The following is a 16,168-nucleotide window of genomic DNA, read 5'->3' as shown; positions in this document are numbered from 1 at the left end:
GGAGGTTATGTGGGCATTGAAAAGGAAAGACCAATCTCAGTTCCTGAACGGGCGGTAAATCGACCGCGACCAACTATTTTGGTCGTCGATGATGAATATTTTAATTTTGAAATGCTCAAAGCAAGCCTTGGAAATGAGTTTTCGTTAAGTTATGCAAATTCAGGCGCATCGTGTTTAACGTCTGCCATTGCGGAGCCACCAGATGCTATACTGCTCGATGTTTGTATGCCAGGCTTAGATGGTTATGATACGTGCCGCTTACTAAAAAACACCCCAGAAACAGCGCAAATTCCTGTTGTCATGGTGTCTGGCCTTGAAACCGAGCTTGAACAAAAAGCGGGGTTTGATGCCGGTTGCGACGCCTATGTAGTGAAGCCTTTTTCTGTTAAAACATTAATAGAAAAAATAAAAACACTGGTATAGGAGGCCATATGTTTCATGAGGAGAAACGCGATTTTCGCCGCATGCAAATTCATACCCCTGCAAAACTGATCCCATTAGATGCAGTTAATGGCGAAGAAATTCAGGTTACGTGTACTGATTTAAGTGCAACAGGGCTGGCAATACACCTTGATGAAGTCTTAGAAATTGGTAGTCTTTATCGGGTGCTAATTGCTTCGACTAGCACGGCGATTACTTCATTTGATGCAACAGCCCGTGTAATTCGGGCAACCAAGGAGCAAGATGGCTCCTTGAGTGCCGGGTTAGAAATTGTAAGTTTTAATTAGTAAACCTTACAGATCAGGCCTTTCAGATAAAAGCCTTCTGGGTAGCTGCCAGCAATCGGGTGGTCGGCAGCTTGATTTAGTCGTTCCATGATCAACAAGTCTTTACCTGCATCAAGGGCTGCATCCGCAACCACTTTTTGAAATAAATTTTGTTCCATTAATCCAGAGCACGAGAATGTAAGTAAGGTTCCACCTGGTTTTAAGATTTGCATCGCAATCATATTAATATCTTTATAACCACGGCAGGCACCGGTTAACTGCGCTTTGTTGTCAGCAAATTTTGGTGGATCCATAACGATAGTATCAAATTGCACACCTTCATCACGGTATTGGCGCAACAACTTAAAAACATCTTGTTTTACGAAATCAACTTTCGATAAATCAAGGTTGTTATGTTCAACGTTACGCTTTGCTGTATCGAGCGCTGGCTGTGACACATCAACGTTAGTCACGTGCTTACAACCACCACGCAAAGCATACAGTGAGAAAGTACCTGTGTAGCTAAAGCAGTTTAACACCGTTTTGTCTTTAACAAAGCGCTCAAGGGCTGCACGGCTATCACGTTGGTCTAAGTAAAAACCTGTTTTGTGGCCTTCTAGAATGTCTACTTCGAGTTTTAAGCCATTTTCTTCAATGATGACTGGCTCAGTTGGTTCCTTGCCCCAAAGTATTCCCTTGATTGGCTCAAGGCCTTCTTTAGTGCGTACATCAACGTCTGAACGTTCATAAATATCGCAGCCTGGAAAAATAGTCATTAATGCAGCAACAATTTCACCTTTATGGCGCTCTGCACCGGCACTAAGTAGTTGGCACACCAATACATTATCAAATTTATCGATAGTGATGCCTGGCAAGTAGTCAGACTCAGCAGCGCTTAAACGAAAACCCGTTAAACCGCCTTCGCTGATCACCTGTTCACGCGCAGCATAGGCACGGCGTAAACGTTTTTCAAAAAATGCTTGGTCAATAACTTCGTTTTGATCGAAGCTCCATACGCGAGCGCGAATTTGCGATTGCGGGCTGTAAGCTGCAATCGCTAAAAACTTACCGTCATTGTCATAGATAGTGACAGTGTCACCTAGTCCTGGCTTACCTTTTACTTTTTTAATGGCTTTAGAGAACACCCAAGGGTGTTTTCTTTTTAATGATTTTTCTCGTCCAGCTTGCAGGTAAATAGCAGATGACATAGGGATTCTCGCGTCAAACAAAAGGGGGCATAGTTTAATGAAGCACTGGCAAACATACAATGAATGTTTTGAACAAATCCAGTAAGCACGCTAAAGTAAGCATAATTTCAATCAGTAAATGGTGATAGCCAGTATATGCAGCCAAAAATAGACTTTGCAGCGTTAGAAACTCAATGTCGAGACTTTATTTTGTCTTTACTCCATGCCGATGTCGCACACGATATTAGTCATATCGAACGAGTAGTGAGGGTTGCAAAACAATTGTGTATTGCCGAGCAGGCAGAAATGGCCGTGGTGTTACCCGCAGCTTGGTTACATGATTGTGTTGCGGTTGCAAAGAACCACCCAGATCGGGCAAAAGCATCGACCATGGCCGCAGACAAAGCGCTAAGTTTTTTAGCCTCAATTAATTATCCTGAGCAGTATTTTAGTGCTATTCATCATGCTATTGCCGCACATAGCTTTAGTGCCAATATCAAAGTACAAAGTGTCGAAGCGCAAATTGTGCAAGATGCAGACCGAATGGATGCATTAGGTGCAATCGGGGTGAGCCGCTGCATGAAAGTAGGGGGCTCAATTGGTCGCTATCTGTATCATAAAGACGATCCATTTTGTTTAAACCGCGAACCTGACGATACAAAATACACCCTCGATCACTTTTTTATTAAGCTGTTACACATTGGTGAGAGTATGAACACGCCATCAGCAAAAGATGAAGCCAAACGACGTACAGATTACATGCTCGATTTTTTAGAGCAGTTAAAAACAGAAATAGGTGAGTAACATGGCTATTCCAGCTTTGTGTGGTGTTGATCATTGCCACTTAAATGTTGATGACTTAGCGGCTGCTGTAAAATGGTATCAACAAGTACTTGGTTTTAATGTGATACCGGAACTTGCATTTTGGGATGAGGGAAAAGGCCCTTTAACCTTAGAAGATCAAGCAAAAACAATTCGTTTGGCACTGTTTGAAGCTGACGGTAGAAGCAAAGGTATTGCTTTTGGCGCAAATGCAACACAGTTTTTAGCATGGCTTGAGCATCTAGCTCAGCTTGAGATTAAAACTGTTGTTGCCGATCATGGTGTTACTTACTCAATGTACTTTAAAGATTGTGCTGGTAACAGCCATGAAATAACCTCTCATGATTATGAAGCTATAAAATCAGCTCTTACCTAAAGGTTTTAATAAATGCACTTTTCATAGTGTATTTTAACCTTCATGCCACTTCGCCTTATAAAAATCAAGCAATACATTTTTCACTATCCTTCATACGGCTTTTTCACTCATTTTTACGTTGTTATTAACTTTCAATTAGGTTCATTTTTATTCGATATTTTTCATTTTGTGTTTTTTTATTTGCGATTCTTTCGTTTTTGAACCTTAATTACTCGGTGGTTTATATTTTTTTGGTTCTTTATTGCTACTAAAGGATAAGTCCACAGAATCTAGAAATTAAGTTTTATCACTTACAGGAGCTAGCATGAGAAAAATGACAATAAAATTGGCAGTAGTCGGTATGTTGAGTAGTTGGAGTGCCCAAGCTAATACGGTTGAAGATAGGGCCGCGTCGATTTGGTTTAACTTTAATGATGTAGGTCGCGGTAACACGATCATGCAGGATGTGTATGTGCCTAGCAATGGACTTACTAAGTACACCTACTATTCAGTGCTTAACTGGAATGCGGGCATGGAAGGTGGGGGCTATGCTGGCATACAAGATCACCCTGATGGCCGCAATTACATATTTTCCATATGGGATCCGCGCAGCTCTTCAAAGCCAATTGTAGCCCGCTATCTTGGTCATGGTACGGAATCTGAAAATTTTGGCGGTGAGGGTACAGGGCTAAAAACATGGAACTTTGATTTAGGGTGGCAAGCTAACCAATGGTATACCTTAGTGGCAAAGGCATGGCCGGTAGGTTCACATACTCATTTCGGCTATTGGGTGCATGATCAGGCTGCTGGAGAATGGTCGCACTTGGTGACCATGGATTACCCTGTAGCTGATGTACGTTTTGAAACGACAACAGGGTCATTTGTTGAAGATTGGTGGTATAGCGGCGAAAACGCGAGAACTGTGAGGCTCAAAAATGGCCATAAAAAGCTCGAAAATGGTAGCTGGATTGGCTTTGATTCTGCAAATTTTAGTGTTGTCCAACACCAACCAAAACGTAATTACGACAATAACTATGATGCAAGCGCAAACCCAAGTTATTTTACTATGACAAGTGGCGGGACAACCTCACCTACGTTAAGTATTAGCAATCAAACCTGTACGGATGCATATGGTAACTTGACAGCGTTTTGCGGGAGAAATTCACTTTTTCCGTTAACAAGAAACAATGTAGCGGATACCCCCAATCAACCTAATATTGAGTTCACCATCACTGATGCCACTACGCGAAGCGTAAGTTGGCAAGTGCCGCAAACGAGCACCCCTCAATTTAGCTATTCTGTGATGATAAACAACGTACTCGTTGCATCAGCAAGCCAACCAGAAAAGCGCCAAGTAGATATTATTGCGAGTGAAAATGACAACGTTATCATTACCCTCGAAGATATTTTCGGTCGAACAGTTTCGCACTCAGCGACTGTCACGATTGATAATACGTCAGCACAACACTACCTGATCGACAGCGCCACATTGACGGTAAGTTCTAACTCGCAATCAGAGCCTTATCATGAATTGGCAAACGCATTTGATGGAGACAAAACCACGCTGTGGCACACCAGTTGGTCAACTCCACAAGTGCCTAGTTACCCTCACGATGTCATCATTGATCTTGGTAAACACTATGAATTGTCAGAGCTTCATTATACGCCACGCGCTGTGGGCGAAAATGGATCAATTACAGACTATGAAGTGTATGTAAGTCATGATGGTGTAACCTATGATGAATTAGTTGCTGCGGGTACTTGGGATGCCAGCAAACAAGGCAAAGTGGTTGCACTTAATAATACGCAAACGCGCTTTATAAAATTGGTTGGCTTGTCAGAAGTAAACGAGAATGTATGGGCTAGTGCGGCAGAGATTGAGCTATATCACACAGGAAAACTTGATAGTTCGAGCTTTGTTGTGAGTAGCGACTCGCAGGCAGAGCTTGGCGAAGAAATTATCTACGCCTTTGATAATAATCCAGCCACCATTTGGCACACGAATTGGTCTGGCAGCACAGTGCCTGAGTACCCTCACTCGGTTGATATAGACTTAGGTAACCCGCAAAGCTTTTCAAAAATCACCTATCTACCAAGAACCATTGGCGTAAACGGCACTATTGCAGACTATGAGGTGTATGTGAGTGACGATGGTATCAACTTTGGCTCACCCATCGCTGTTGGTACGTGGGCTGCGAATACACAAATCAAGCAAACACAGTTTGCACCTGTTACTGCGCGGTATATTCGTTTAATCGCACAAAGTGAAATTAATGGTCGCATTTGGGCAAGTGCAGCAGAGATTGCTGTTTATAAGTAATTGATACCATATAAGAGATAAGGGCTAAAAAGAGCCCTTATCCAACATTTTAATTTATGTTAACTCCTTGCAGAGTAAAGCTATATTCATACTCTGAGGCTGTCAGCGTGTATTCTGGCAGTGCTGTTGTATGCCAACTATTAACGCCGCCAACACCCATTTGCCCATAATCAATATTCAGTGAAACGAGTGGACGAGGCTGAAGTTCACCGGAATGTGTTTGGCTTCGTCGCATGCCGGGGTCTAGATCACTGATCCTGTAGTGTAAAGCACTCATACCAAAATGAGGTGCACCAGTAATTTTTAATCCTACACCTTGCTGATTGGTCAAGTGAAGCCAGCGTACTTGCGTTTTATAGCCACTTTCTTGCGGTCTGATGTAAGGATGATATTGCTGTGACACTTTAGAGTGATATAAACCAACATGTGCTGCGGTATGTCGATCACGATAATTTTCCTGTGGTCCCCGGCCAAAGTAGGTAATATTGTTAAGCTCGGCAAATAATTCCAAGTTCATACCGACGCGAGGGATCATAGGCATATCTTGCATAGATGAACTGAACTTGTAATCGACCTTTACTTTGCCATCAGCTGTGATGATATAAATAATATTTAATTTTCCAGAAACATCTGGCACATCAAACTCAGTGGTAACAACAACTTGGTTTTCAGCTTCTACTAAAGTGAATTTTGTACGCTGTTGACGCTCTGAGGCGTATTTCCAAACCCTTAACTTATCTTGCCAATTTCCGCCGAAGTCATTATCAGTAGGAGCGCGCCAAAAGTTGGCTCTGGCAGGTGTTTTAATTAATTCAACCTCGTTAAAGCGATAGCCTGTTAACTCTGCTCGCGCGTGATTAAATCTTACTACAAAGTTATTACCAATAATCTCGCTATCGGTAACAGTTCGATAAACATTGAGTTTTCTTAAATCAGTTTGTTGTTCTTTCGCACGTGCTGTTTGTACTAAAAATTGCTCTTTTGCGATTTCAAAACTTTTTCCTATTAGTGGCTCATCAAGCCGCGTCACTACACTTACATTCAAAAATACTTCATCATTGATTTCTTTTGGAATTGAATAGTTAAGCGTGAAGTTAGCGGATTGCTGTGGTGATATTTCAAGTTTATTGATGCGGCCTTCTTTAAACACCTTACCATTGCTCATCAATTGCCAATTTAAACGGTAATGGTTGAGGTTTTTGAAAAAGTTTTCATTAAATACAGTTAACTCTTTGTCATTGAAAGAAAACAAAACAGATTGATGAACTTTTTTAATTTCATATAGAGCAGGTTCCGGTGTGCGATCAGGTAAAACAATACCATTTAAAAGAAAATTACCATCTGAAGGAGTGCCTGGAACACCAAAATCCCCACCGTAAGCATAGATAGTTTTGCCTTCAGAGGTGGTGGTTTGTATACCTTGATCAACCCAGTCCCAGATAAAGCCACCTTGTAACTTGTCGTACTTACGTATTTGATGCCAAAAGTCAGCAAAGTTACCCACACTATTGCCCATAGCATGCGCATACTCACTCATGATCATACTGCGCTCAGGGTTTGACTCGGCGTATTCTTTTAGATATTGCGGAGTAGGGTATTGGGGGACATAGAGATCGGTATTCCATTCAAAAACAGCGCGTTCGTACTGGATAGGACGAGATGGGTCACGAGATCTTACCCAGTCATAACCATGATAAAAATTGTAGCCATTACCAGCTTCATTGCCAAGCGACCAAATGATTACTGAAGGATGGTTTTTTGAACGTTCGACCATGGCCGAAATTCGTGCAAGATGGGCTTTTTTCCAGTCGGGGTTATTTCCTAATGTGTGGCCCTTTGCCAAATTATAATACATGCCATGTGATTCAATATTGGCTTCATCAACCACATAAATGCCGTATTTATCGCATAATTCGTACCAGTAAGGATCGTTAGGATAGTGAGCGAGTCTCACGGCATTAATATTGAATTGCTTGAATAGTTTTATATCCAATTCCATGCTTTCTCGGGAAACGGCATGCCCTGTAATAGGGTCATGCTCATGCCGGTTGACCCCTTTGATCAAAATAGCTTGGCCGTTAATAAGCAGTTGGCCATTTTTAATTTCTGAGGTTCTAAAGCCAATCTTTTTCTTAACGTATTGACTTAACAGCTTCTTATTATCAAAAAGTGATATGCTTAATTCGTAAAGAGTGGGCGATTCAGCAGACCAGGCTTTTATATTTTTAAATTGTTTGTTGAATTGAACTGTTTGGCTGAGCTCTTTTTTGGCTAAAGTTTGCTGGGTTTCGAAAATGATTTCATGGTTAGGATTTTTGAGCTGAATTTGCAGTGTCTGCTCTTTATTTGATGGGCTTAAATCAACAGCAAGGTTTAGATTTCCATCTTTGTAGTTATTAACTAAGCCGGCATTTACAAACACATCTTCAATATAATCTTTAGGTGTATAGTACAGGTATACATCACGCTGAATGCCGGAGATCCGCCAAAAATCTTGAGCCTCTAAATAACTACCATCGCTCCAGCGAAACACCTGAACTGCCAGTGTATTTGACCCTGACTTTACATAATCAGAAATATCAAATTCTGCAGCGGTTTTACTTCCTTGGCTATAGCCTATCTTATGTCCATTTACCCAAAGGTAGAACGCTGATTTAACGGCGCCAAAATGTAGAATTACTCGCTTATCAGTCCACAGTTCATCTAAATTAAATGTTCTACGGTAATGGCCAATTGGGTTGTCGTGTTGTTGAATAAAAGGCGGGTTTTTCGCAAAAGCGTAGGGGTGGTTAACGTATATAGCACGATCATAACCTTGCAACTCCCAATTTCCTGGCACTTTGATTGTTGACCAATCACTATCATTAAAAGTAGGGCTCTCAAAGTCTTTCAATCTTGATGCGGGGTTCTTAGATAAATGAAAACGCCAGATACCATTTAAATTCAAATAGTTTTGCGCTTGATCTGGCGCTTGTAAATTTGCAACGGTGTAGGGAAAAAAGCTTGCCCTAGCGGGTAATTTATTTATTCCGACAACTTTTGGATTTTCCCAATCATTGCTAAGTGCTGCAAAGGCAAAGTTAGACCAAAGACAGACGATTAACATTCGTTTGATTAAACTAACACGGTTATTTATTAAGTTAATCATAAATTGATTCACCTTAATTTGTTTCATAATATTTCAAATTAGATTATCAGCCTTTCAAAATATTTCAAATTCACTTTGTTGTTTTATTTGTAAAAATTAAAAAGAATCATGTTGAAGTTGAAAGTCCAACTCTTGTCAGTCAAAAATGGCTGCTTCAGCTGATAATAGATTCAATTTTGTTACTTTATGCTTATCCTGCTTCTGGTGAGGTACCTTACTTACGTAGTTCCTTTTTCGAAGACTTTCGATTTAAGTCCAAATATTTTCCCTTTGGTTCCATATTGATTGAGTGTTGATTTTTAACTAGTTTTTTATCTAGCGATAAAAATGCGACTGTTAAATTAAAAGAAAATGAAAGTTTTATTGTGTTTTCTATTGATTTCTTTCTTTCGAAAGGTGTAAATTAATTGTTATACATCTACAGATGTTCTTTCATGGAATAACTAATTCGGAGAAGTGCAATGGTAAATTACAATAAGAAGTACCTAAGCTTGCTCATAGGTTCGATACTTTCGACCTCCTCAGCAGTCGCATTAGCGGCAAATGAGCAAGACCCACAACTAAAAGAGACTGACGATGATGCTGTTGAGGTAATTGAAGTTCGCGGTATTCGTAACAGTTTGAAAGAATCTTTATTTATTAAGCAAAACTCAATACAGGTTGTTGATGCAATTGTTGCTGAAGATATCGGTAAGTTCCCTGACCAAAACGTAGCCGAAGCATTACAACGCATTTCGGGTATTACGATTACGCGTAATGCCGGAGAAGGGCAAAATGTCACAGTGCGTGGTTTAGGTGGGGACTATAACATTACAACCATAAATGGCCGACGTATGGCTTCAGAGCATAGTAGCCGTGACTTTAATTACGACTTGATTGCAGCTGAGCTGTTAGGTGGCGTTGAAGTATATAAGTCTCCCGTTGCACACACTCAAGAAGGGGGAATTGGATCTGTTATTAATATCAAAACACGTAGACCGATGGATTTTGATGGTTTCACGGCATCAGGTTCTATAAAAGGTATTTACGAAGATCGAACCGAAGATGTAACACCTCAAGCTTCATTTCTATTAAGCGACACGTTTTTCGACGACACATTTGGTGCCCTTTTCACTGCAGTTTATTCTGAGCGAACTTTAAGGATCGACAGTTATGAAGGTGAAGGCTTTTGGAATGAAACAACGGAGTCAGATATTACGGTTCGCCAAGATGTGAATGGTGATGGGGCATTTGATCCGTTAGTTGATAACGAGTGGGGCTCAATCATACCGGGCTATATGCGTTATGGTAACCAAGAAGATACTCGTGAACGTATTGGCGGAAGTTTAGCATTACAATGGATCCCGAACTCTGACTTTGAAATGAATTTTGATAGCATTTATTCATCATATAAAACGGATGCAACAGAGTCGCAAATTTCGTTTGTTACATATGATGAAAGTTGGACCGAAGGCATACCTGGCGTTAAAGATGTTGGTTTTAATGATGAGGGTTTAGTTAATAAAATGACTTTATTTGGTACTGGAGCGATGGCTGAAATACTTAATGTATCGTCGCCTCGAGTTACCGAAACGTATCAAGTTGGTGTGAATGCAAAATGGTTTGTTGCTGATAACTTTAGTGTTGCATTCGATGTTGCGCACTCGAGTTCAGAAAATAAAAATGATGGTCACAATAGATACATTGTAGCACGTGGTTTTGTTGATGAAATTATGTTAGATAAATCAGGTAATAACCTTTTACCTGATGTATCAATTTCTCCTAACTTAACTGCGAACTCTCCTTTTGGCGCCCACTACAGTTATAACAGTGGAACAGGTGTTAAAGATGTCGTAAATGAACTTCGTATTGATGCACAGTGGATGCCAAATGTTGATTGGATCAAATCAATCGATTTTGGTTTAAATATTGGTGATCAAACGAAGACCACAAATGTTAATTCGTCAGAAAATGCCAGTGCATTTAGTAATGCTGGAGCGCAACTTGATTCTGAACGTTATGATCACTTCAGCGTAGATTACTCATCAGTTGAAAATATTAACGGCTTTGACCTATTTAGACTCCCTGAAAGTGTGTTAATTGATGGTGACTTTGAGAACTTCTTTAAAGGTGAACCCGGTCAGCACCCTAATCCGTGGCCTCGTTTTGACTACGATGAGTTATTCGCATTTTATGAATCTATTAGTCCGGAAGCTGCTAATCAGTTAATTAAAGCGCTTCCGCGCCCTAAAGACTCATATGAAGTAAATGAGCAAACCAATGCAATTTACGCATCCGTGAATATAGAAGACAAAGTTTTTGGCTTTCCTTATGCTTTAAATTTAGGTGTTCGGGCTATTGAAACAACTGTAGGTAGCCAAGGTTATTCACTTAATTTAGACAAAGTTGTATTTGTTCCTGATAAACAAGGTAATCCAAGCTACGAAGGAAAAGTTGAAGATTATCAAGATATTGTGGAATTTGAGGATACGTATACGGATGTATTACCAAGTTTAAATCTAAAACTAAATTTAACAGATACTTTATTACTTAGAACAACAGCTTCAAAAGCAATTACTCGCCCAAGTATCCAATCACTCAAGGCTTGGAGTTACATCAACTTCAATAAAATGGAATATCACGCCTCAAATCCTGGACTCGAACCGCTTCGTGCTAATCAAGCAGATTTAGCTCTTGAGTGGTATTTTTCTGAGAATGGTGCACTCACTGCTGTTTATTTTTATAAAGATATCGAGTCATTTGTCATAAATGGTGAAAATGGATCAATAGATATCAATGGAGAAACCTTCAAAGTACAGTCATCTATCAATGGTGACGGTGGAGGTACCATTGAAGGTTATGAGATTGCCTATCAGCATGCCTTTACGGAATTACTACCAGCGCCATTTAATAATTTAGGGGTGCAACTTAACTACACCTATGTTGACTCAGGGTATGATCAGGTTCCTCAAGATCATCCTGAATACGACTTTAGAAGCCTTGGCCTTCCTTATCAAGGAATGTCCGAGCATTCTTATAACGCAGTCGTGTACTACGAGACGGATGACTTTCAATTACGTTTTGCCTATAACTGGCGCGATGAATATGTTGCAAATGCAGATGCATGGGGTGGCCCGCAGTGGGTTGCAGACTATGGCCAGTTAGACTTCAGTGCTAGTTACGATATTACTAAATCAATCAATTTAAATGTTTCAGGTAATAACTTAACCAATGAACGTGGCTGGCATTATATCTCTCGCTCTGATCAGGTTCATAAACTTGATAGTGCTGGGCGCCTATTTACCTTTGGGGTTAATGTCAGGTTTTAATAGCAGTAGATAAATTCACGGCAATAGTTGTATTGCCTAATTTAAAAAGAATAAATATAAGTGAGTAAATTTATGAGCTTAACAAATAAATTATCTGTGCTCAGTATTGCGGTAATAACAGCAACACTGTTCGGTTGCGGGACCGAAGAGCCTGAAGGCTCAGTTGGATCTACAGGAAAGCAAGTTGTTGCAACCCCGGGATCGATTGATCGAGCCCCTTCAGTATGGTTGCGCTTTAATGATAACGCGGCTGGGGACATCATCATGCAAGATGTGTATATTCCGGCAAAGGGTTTAACACCATATACATACTATTCGGTTCTAAATTGGAACGCAGGTATGGAAGGAGGCGGTTATGCTGGCATACAAGATCATCCCGATGGCCGTAATTTTATATTTTCTTTGTGGGACCCTTCAAATGGTGAACTTATCACTGCACCATATCAAGGTGCAGGTACTAAAGTAGAAAACTTTGGTGGCGAAGGTACAGGGTTAAAATCATGGAATTTTGAACTTGGATGGCAGCCTGATCATTGGTATACGCTGGTGGCTAAAGTTTGGCAAAAAGATGGCCATACGCAATTTGGCTATTGGTCAATGGATAAAGAAACGGGTATTTGGACACATATAGTCACCATGGATTACCCAGTTGAAAATGTCTACTTTAATAGCAATACAGGCTCGTTTGTAGAGGATTGGCTGGGGACGGGCGATCAAACCCGCACTGCATTATTTACCGCTGGTCATAAACGTCAGTTGGATGGTTCTTGGGCAGGGTTTACTAAAGCAGATTTTAATGTCATTCAAGAGGAAGCAACTGCAGCATACAATGAAAGCTATGATGCGACATCAACGAGTGAATACTATCGTATGAGCTCTGGCGGCAGTATTTCTCCTGATGAAATTGAAGCAGCAGATGTTTTATCTCGTCCTTATTCTTCTTTCTCACCGCAAAATAGCCCTTTGGCAGCAACGATTGACTCTATTGATACTCAAAGTATTCGTTGGACAATTCCGGCAACATCTACGCCTATGTACAAATACACGGTTATCGTCAATGGTGAGGTAGTTAGTAGCGGGCAAGATTTATCAGCGCGTGAAGCAAGTTTCAGCGCGATTGCGACAGATGCTGTGGTTGAGTTACAACTTGAAAACATTCTTGGCAAAGTTACTAGTTATACAGGCACTGTAGCGTCTGGACTTACAAATAATGATGATACAGTACTTTTTGATACTGAATCAGAGCCTTTAATTAGTGGTGAAGCTATGACAATTGACGCAATGAGTAAAGGAGAAACGCGTCTGTATGAGGTCATGGCTATAGATTCTGCAAATAAACTAACCGTAGAACTAAGTGGTAATGCTGGTGATGCAGATATTTATGTCACTGCAAAAGAAGCTGCTAACCCTGATAATGCAGAATGTATCGGCTATGGTGGCACGAGCAATGAAACTTGCATCGTTGCTGTAAATGTACGTAAAGAGACGCCTTATACAATCCTTGTTGTTGCACGCTCTGATGTTGAGGGTTTGAGTTTAACTGCTACACATGATGGCGAAGAAAATGGCATGCTAAATAGTGCTAATTTTGTAGTCACGGGCAACACACCTGCACAACCGGGTAATGACTTAAAATATGCCTTTGATGGCGATGATTCAACCATGTGGCACACCTCTTGGGGTGATGATATGCAAGAGTATCCTCATGAAGTTGTTATCGATTTAGGCGAAACAGTTGATGTAAATCGCTTTGAATACACGCCACGCCAAGACGGCGGACGCAACGGAACGATTGTTAGCTTTGAAATTTATGTTTCAGAGTCGTCAGTTGATTATGGTGAAAAGGTTCATTCAGGTACCTGGGCTGATAACACTAACTTGAAATTAGAAGTCTTTGGCCCAGTAACAGGTCGATTTGTTAAATTTATCGCTTTAGAAGAGCGTGGTGGTGGTGCATGGGCTTCAGCTGCTGAGCTGCGAGTCGGCATTGATGATGGCAACGTATATGAACCTATTGATGGCTCAGGCACAGGTGATGAAGATGAACCTGTTGAAGAGCCTGCTACTGAAGCGGTCGAAGTAAATAGTACGCTTTTAGATAATACGACATTTAGCTACTCATCAACATCTCCTGCACAACCAGGCAATGAGTTGGCGCTTGCTTTTGATGGCCAAGATGACACGCATTGGCATACCAATTGGGATGATACATCCGTTGTTTATCCACATGAGGTGGTCATCGACTTAGGTGAGAATTATGCTGTCAATCGCTTTGATTATGCGCCACGAGATGGTGGCGGTAATGGTACAGTGGTGCAGTATGAGTTATATGTAAGCGAAGATGAGCAGACTTTTGCTGACGAACCTGTATCAAGTGGCAGCTTTGCTGACAATGGCGATATTAAAACGGTGACGTTTAATGATGTAACAGGGCGTTTTGTTAAGTTTGTTGCACTCGCAGAACGCGGTGGTAACCCTTGGGCGGCAGCAAGAGAATTAAATGTGGGAGTTAATTTAACTCAAGCAATTGATATGAGCACAGTTTCTGCAACATCAAGTTCTGCTGCTGAGGCTGGAAATGAACTTGAGCTTGCGTTCGATGGTGATATTGACACGCACTGGCACACCTCATGGAGTGACAGTTCAGTTACTTACCCACACGACGTTGTTATTGATTTAGGGCAGTCTTATGAGGTTGCTCAATTTGACTACACGCCTCGTCCAGGTGGCGGTAATGGTACTGTAGTTAAATATGAAGTGTACGTAAGTGAAACAGCAACTGAATTTGGTGAGCCTGTTGCACAAGGTGAATGGGCTTCAAATGGTGATGTAAAATCAGCCATTATTCCAGCGACAAATGGGCGTTACGTTAAATTTGTTGCTCTTGAGGAGCAAAGTGGTGGTGCTTGGGCATCTGCGGCAGAGTTCTCTGTTCGTATAAATCCATAAACTGTTTTAAGGAGCACTATTCGTTATTACGGATAGTGCTTTTTTGTGGGAAAGAAAATGAACAATCACAGAATAAAAACGGCTGTTTTATCGCTTTTTTTGACCTCCTTGGTCGCATGTGGAAATCAGCAGTTACAGTTAGAAGATAAGAAGATAGAAACAACGCTCAGTATTCCAGTGGCAGGAAACAGTTGGATTGATAATAATGTTGAGCTGTCAGATAAGCTGATAGACAAGAGTGGTGTGACCCATTGGTTTGCTGAACAAGGCAGTTTAAGCACTTATTTTTACACATCTAAAACAGGTGAGTTAGCCGTTTCTTTGCAAACCTTTGTGAAAGACAAACCTGCAACAATTGAAGTTTCGATAGCTGGGCAAAGCAAAATTGTAACAGTAAAAAATAATCAACCAATGAGCGTACCTGTTGGTACATTTAACCTTGATGAATTAGGTTATCAAAAGTTAACCATCACGGGATTAGAGCAAGCAGAAACGCTTTTACCAGCCATAAGTGAGATTAAAATCGGCGGCGAAGTGGCTTTAGGTAAAGTTAGTTATGTCAAAGATGACTTTTACTGGGGACGTCGAGGCCCTTCGGTTCACCTGCAATACTCGTTGCCTTCTCAAACGATGAATTACCCGTGGTTTTATAGCGAAATAGAAGTGCCAAAAGGAGCCGATGCAATAGGCTCGTATTACATGGCGAATGGTTTTGATGGGGGCTATTTTGGTATACAAGTAAACTCTGATAGTGAGCGCAGAGTGTTATTCTCTATTTGGAGTCCATTTTCAACAGATGATCCTTCATTAATTCCACCTGAGTACCGAATACAGACCTTAAAGCATGGTAAAAATGTGCATGTAGGTAAATTTGGCAATGAAGGCTCTGGCGGACAAAGCTATATGCGATACGATTGGAAAGCTGACACGCGATATGGTTTTCTAACTCACATTAGGCCAGTTGAAGGAACTGAAAGTACTGATTTCACAGCATACTTTTATGATCCTATGGTTGAAAAATGGCAGTTAATTGCAAGTTTCAGGCGCCCAAAGACGAGTATATATCATCAAGGCACCTATTCATTTTTAGAGAACTTCATACCTGGGGCAGGGCAATTTGAACGTCGTGCAATTTATACAAACCAATGGGCTAAACCTGAGCGAGGGGAATGGCAAGAAGTGACCCAAGCTAAATTTACTTACGATGCCACAGCCAAAAAAAATGCGCGTTTTGACTATCAAGGTGGTACGACAGAGAAAGGGTTTTACCTAAAAAATACAGGCTTTTTTTCCGCTCCCACTCCTTATGGCAGCGAGTTTGAAAGAAGCCCTACAGACATTCCTAAAATAGATCTTAAGTCTTTACCTTAGT

Annotated in this window: 10 protein-coding genes; 8 read left to right on the top strand and 2 right to left on the bottom strand. The window is 40.9% G+C overall.

The genetic code is table 11. The annotated features are described in order from the left end of the window. The first annotated feature begins 15 nt into the window (after nucleotides 1-15). Together AOG27_RS14130 and AOG27_RS14125 are read left to right on the top strand one after the other, a co-directional pair. A complete protein-coding gene (locus AOG27_RS14130) occupies nucleotides 16-423 on the top strand; it encodes a response regulator (RefSeq protein ID WP_268795048.1) in 408 nt (135 codons plus the stop codon). 8 nt (nucleotides 424-431) lie between these two features. Next, the gene (locus tag AOG27_RS14125) at nucleotides 432-728 is read left to right on the top strand and encodes a PilZ domain-containing protein (protein ID WP_054553663.1); all 297 of its coding nucleotides are present in this window, start codon (nucleotides 432-434) and stop codon (nucleotides 726-728) included. Here AOG27_RS14125 and AOG27_RS14120 read toward each other — a convergent pair. Next, complete coding sequence (locus AOG27_RS14120; protein ID WP_054553662.1) at nucleotides 725-1,915, bottom strand: class I SAM-dependent methyltransferase; 1,191 nt, start codon at nucleotides 1,913-1,915, stop codon at nucleotides 725-727. The two genes, AOG27_RS14125 and AOG27_RS14120, sit on opposite strands and share 4 nt — an antisense overlap. Nucleotides 1,916-2,050: 135 nt before the next feature. Here AOG27_RS14120 and AOG27_RS14115 point away from each other — a divergent pair, with 135 nt between their 5' ends. From AOG27_RS14115 to AOG27_RS14105, 3 genes are all read left to right on the top strand, one after another. Continuing rightward, on the top strand, nucleotides 2,051-2,698 hold the full coding sequence (locus AOG27_RS14115) for an HD domain-containing protein (protein WP_054553661.1): 648 nt from the start codon (nucleotides 2,051-2,053) through the stop codon (nucleotides 2,696-2,698). 1 nt (nucleotide 2,699) lies between these two features. Further along, nucleotides 2,700-3,092, top strand: coding sequence for a VOC family protein (locus tag AOG27_RS14110; protein WP_054553660.1), 393 nt, complete (start codon nucleotides 2,700-2,702; stop codon nucleotides 3,090-3,092). A gap of 304 nt (nucleotides 3,093-3,396) precedes the next feature. Next, complete coding sequence (locus AOG27_RS14105) at nucleotides 3,397-5,391, top strand: DUF3472 domain-containing protein (RefSeq protein WP_054553659.1); 1,995 nt, start codon at nucleotides 3,397-3,399, stop codon at nucleotides 5,389-5,391. Between the two features lie 49 nt (nucleotides 5,392-5,440). Here AOG27_RS14105 and AOG27_RS14100 read toward each other — a convergent pair whose 3' ends face one another. Next, nucleotides 5,441-8,539 carry a glycoside hydrolase family 2 TIM barrel-domain containing protein gene (locus tag AOG27_RS14100; protein ID WP_054553658.1) on the bottom strand — a complete coding sequence of 1,033 codons (3,099 nt, stop codon included), beginning with the start codon at nucleotides 8,537-8,539 and terminating at the stop codon, nucleotides 5,441-5,443. 461 nt (nucleotides 8,540-9,000) lie between these two features. Between AOG27_RS14100 and AOG27_RS14095 the strand changes: the two genes are divergently transcribed. The 3 genes from AOG27_RS14095 to AOG27_RS14085 all read left to right on the top strand — a co-directional run bounded on the left by AOG27_RS14095 (nucleotide 9,001) and on the right by AOG27_RS14085 (nucleotide 16,167). Next, entirely contained in the window at nucleotides 9,001-11,847 is a 2,847-nt protein-coding gene (locus AOG27_RS14095; protein WP_054553657.1) for a TonB-dependent receptor, read from the top strand. Nucleotides 11,848-11,919: 72 nt separating this feature from the next. Next, a complete protein-coding gene (locus AOG27_RS14090) occupies nucleotides 11,920-14,796 on the top strand; it encodes a discoidin domain-containing protein (RefSeq protein WP_054553656.1) in 2,877 nt (958 codons plus the stop codon). Nucleotides 14,797-14,853: 57 nt separating this feature from the next. Then, complete coding sequence (locus AOG27_RS14085) at nucleotides 14,854-16,167, top strand: DUF3472 domain-containing protein (RefSeq protein WP_054553655.1); 1,314 nt, start codon at nucleotides 14,854-14,856, stop codon at nucleotides 16,165-16,167. Nucleotide 16,168 lies beyond the last annotated feature (1 nt).

Source organism: Pseudoalteromonas lipolytica (genome assembly GCF_001306915.1).
Classification (GTDB): domain Bacteria; phylum Pseudomonadota; class Gammaproteobacteria; order Enterobacterales; family Alteromonadaceae; genus Pseudoalteromonas; species Pseudoalteromonas simplex.
The sequence above is the reverse complement of the archived record's forward strand: the minus strand, read 5'-3'. Positions and strand labels throughout refer to the sequence as shown.

Bases quoted from the DNA above. Each gene is read 5' to 3' on its own strand.
- AOG27_RS14125 (WP_054553663.1), top strand. From the start codon at position 432: ATGTTTCATGAGGAGAAACGCGATTTTCGCCGCATGCAAATTCATACC.
- AOG27_RS14120 (WP_054553662.1), bottom strand. From the start codon at position 1,915: ATGTCATCTGCTATTTACCTGCAAGCTGGACGAGAAAAATCATTAAAA.
- AOG27_RS14115 (WP_054553661.1), top strand. From the start codon at position 2,051: ATGCAGCCAAAAATAGACTTTGCAGCGTTAGAAACTCAATGTCGAGAC.
- AOG27_RS14110 (WP_054553660.1), top strand. From the start codon at position 2,700: ATGGCTATTCCAGCTTTGTGTGGTGTTGATCATTGCCACTTAAATGTT.
- AOG27_RS14105 (WP_054553659.1), top strand. From the start codon at position 3,397: ATGAGAAAAATGACAATAAAATTGGCAGTAGTCGGTATGTTGAGTAGT.
- AOG27_RS14100 (WP_054553658.1), bottom strand. From the start codon at position 8,539: ATGATTAACTTAATAAATAACCGTGTTAGTTTAATCAAACGAATGTTA.
- AOG27_RS14095 (WP_054553657.1), top strand. From the start codon at position 9,001: ATGGTAAATTACAATAAGAAGTACCTAAGCTTGCTCATAGGTTCGATA.
- AOG27_RS14090 (WP_054553656.1), top strand. From the start codon at position 11,920: ATGAGCTTAACAAATAAATTATCTGTGCTCAGTATTGCGGTAATAACA.
- AOG27_RS14085 (WP_054553655.1), top strand. From the start codon at position 14,854: ATGAACAATCACAGAATAAAAACGGCTGTTTTATCGCTTTTTTTGACC.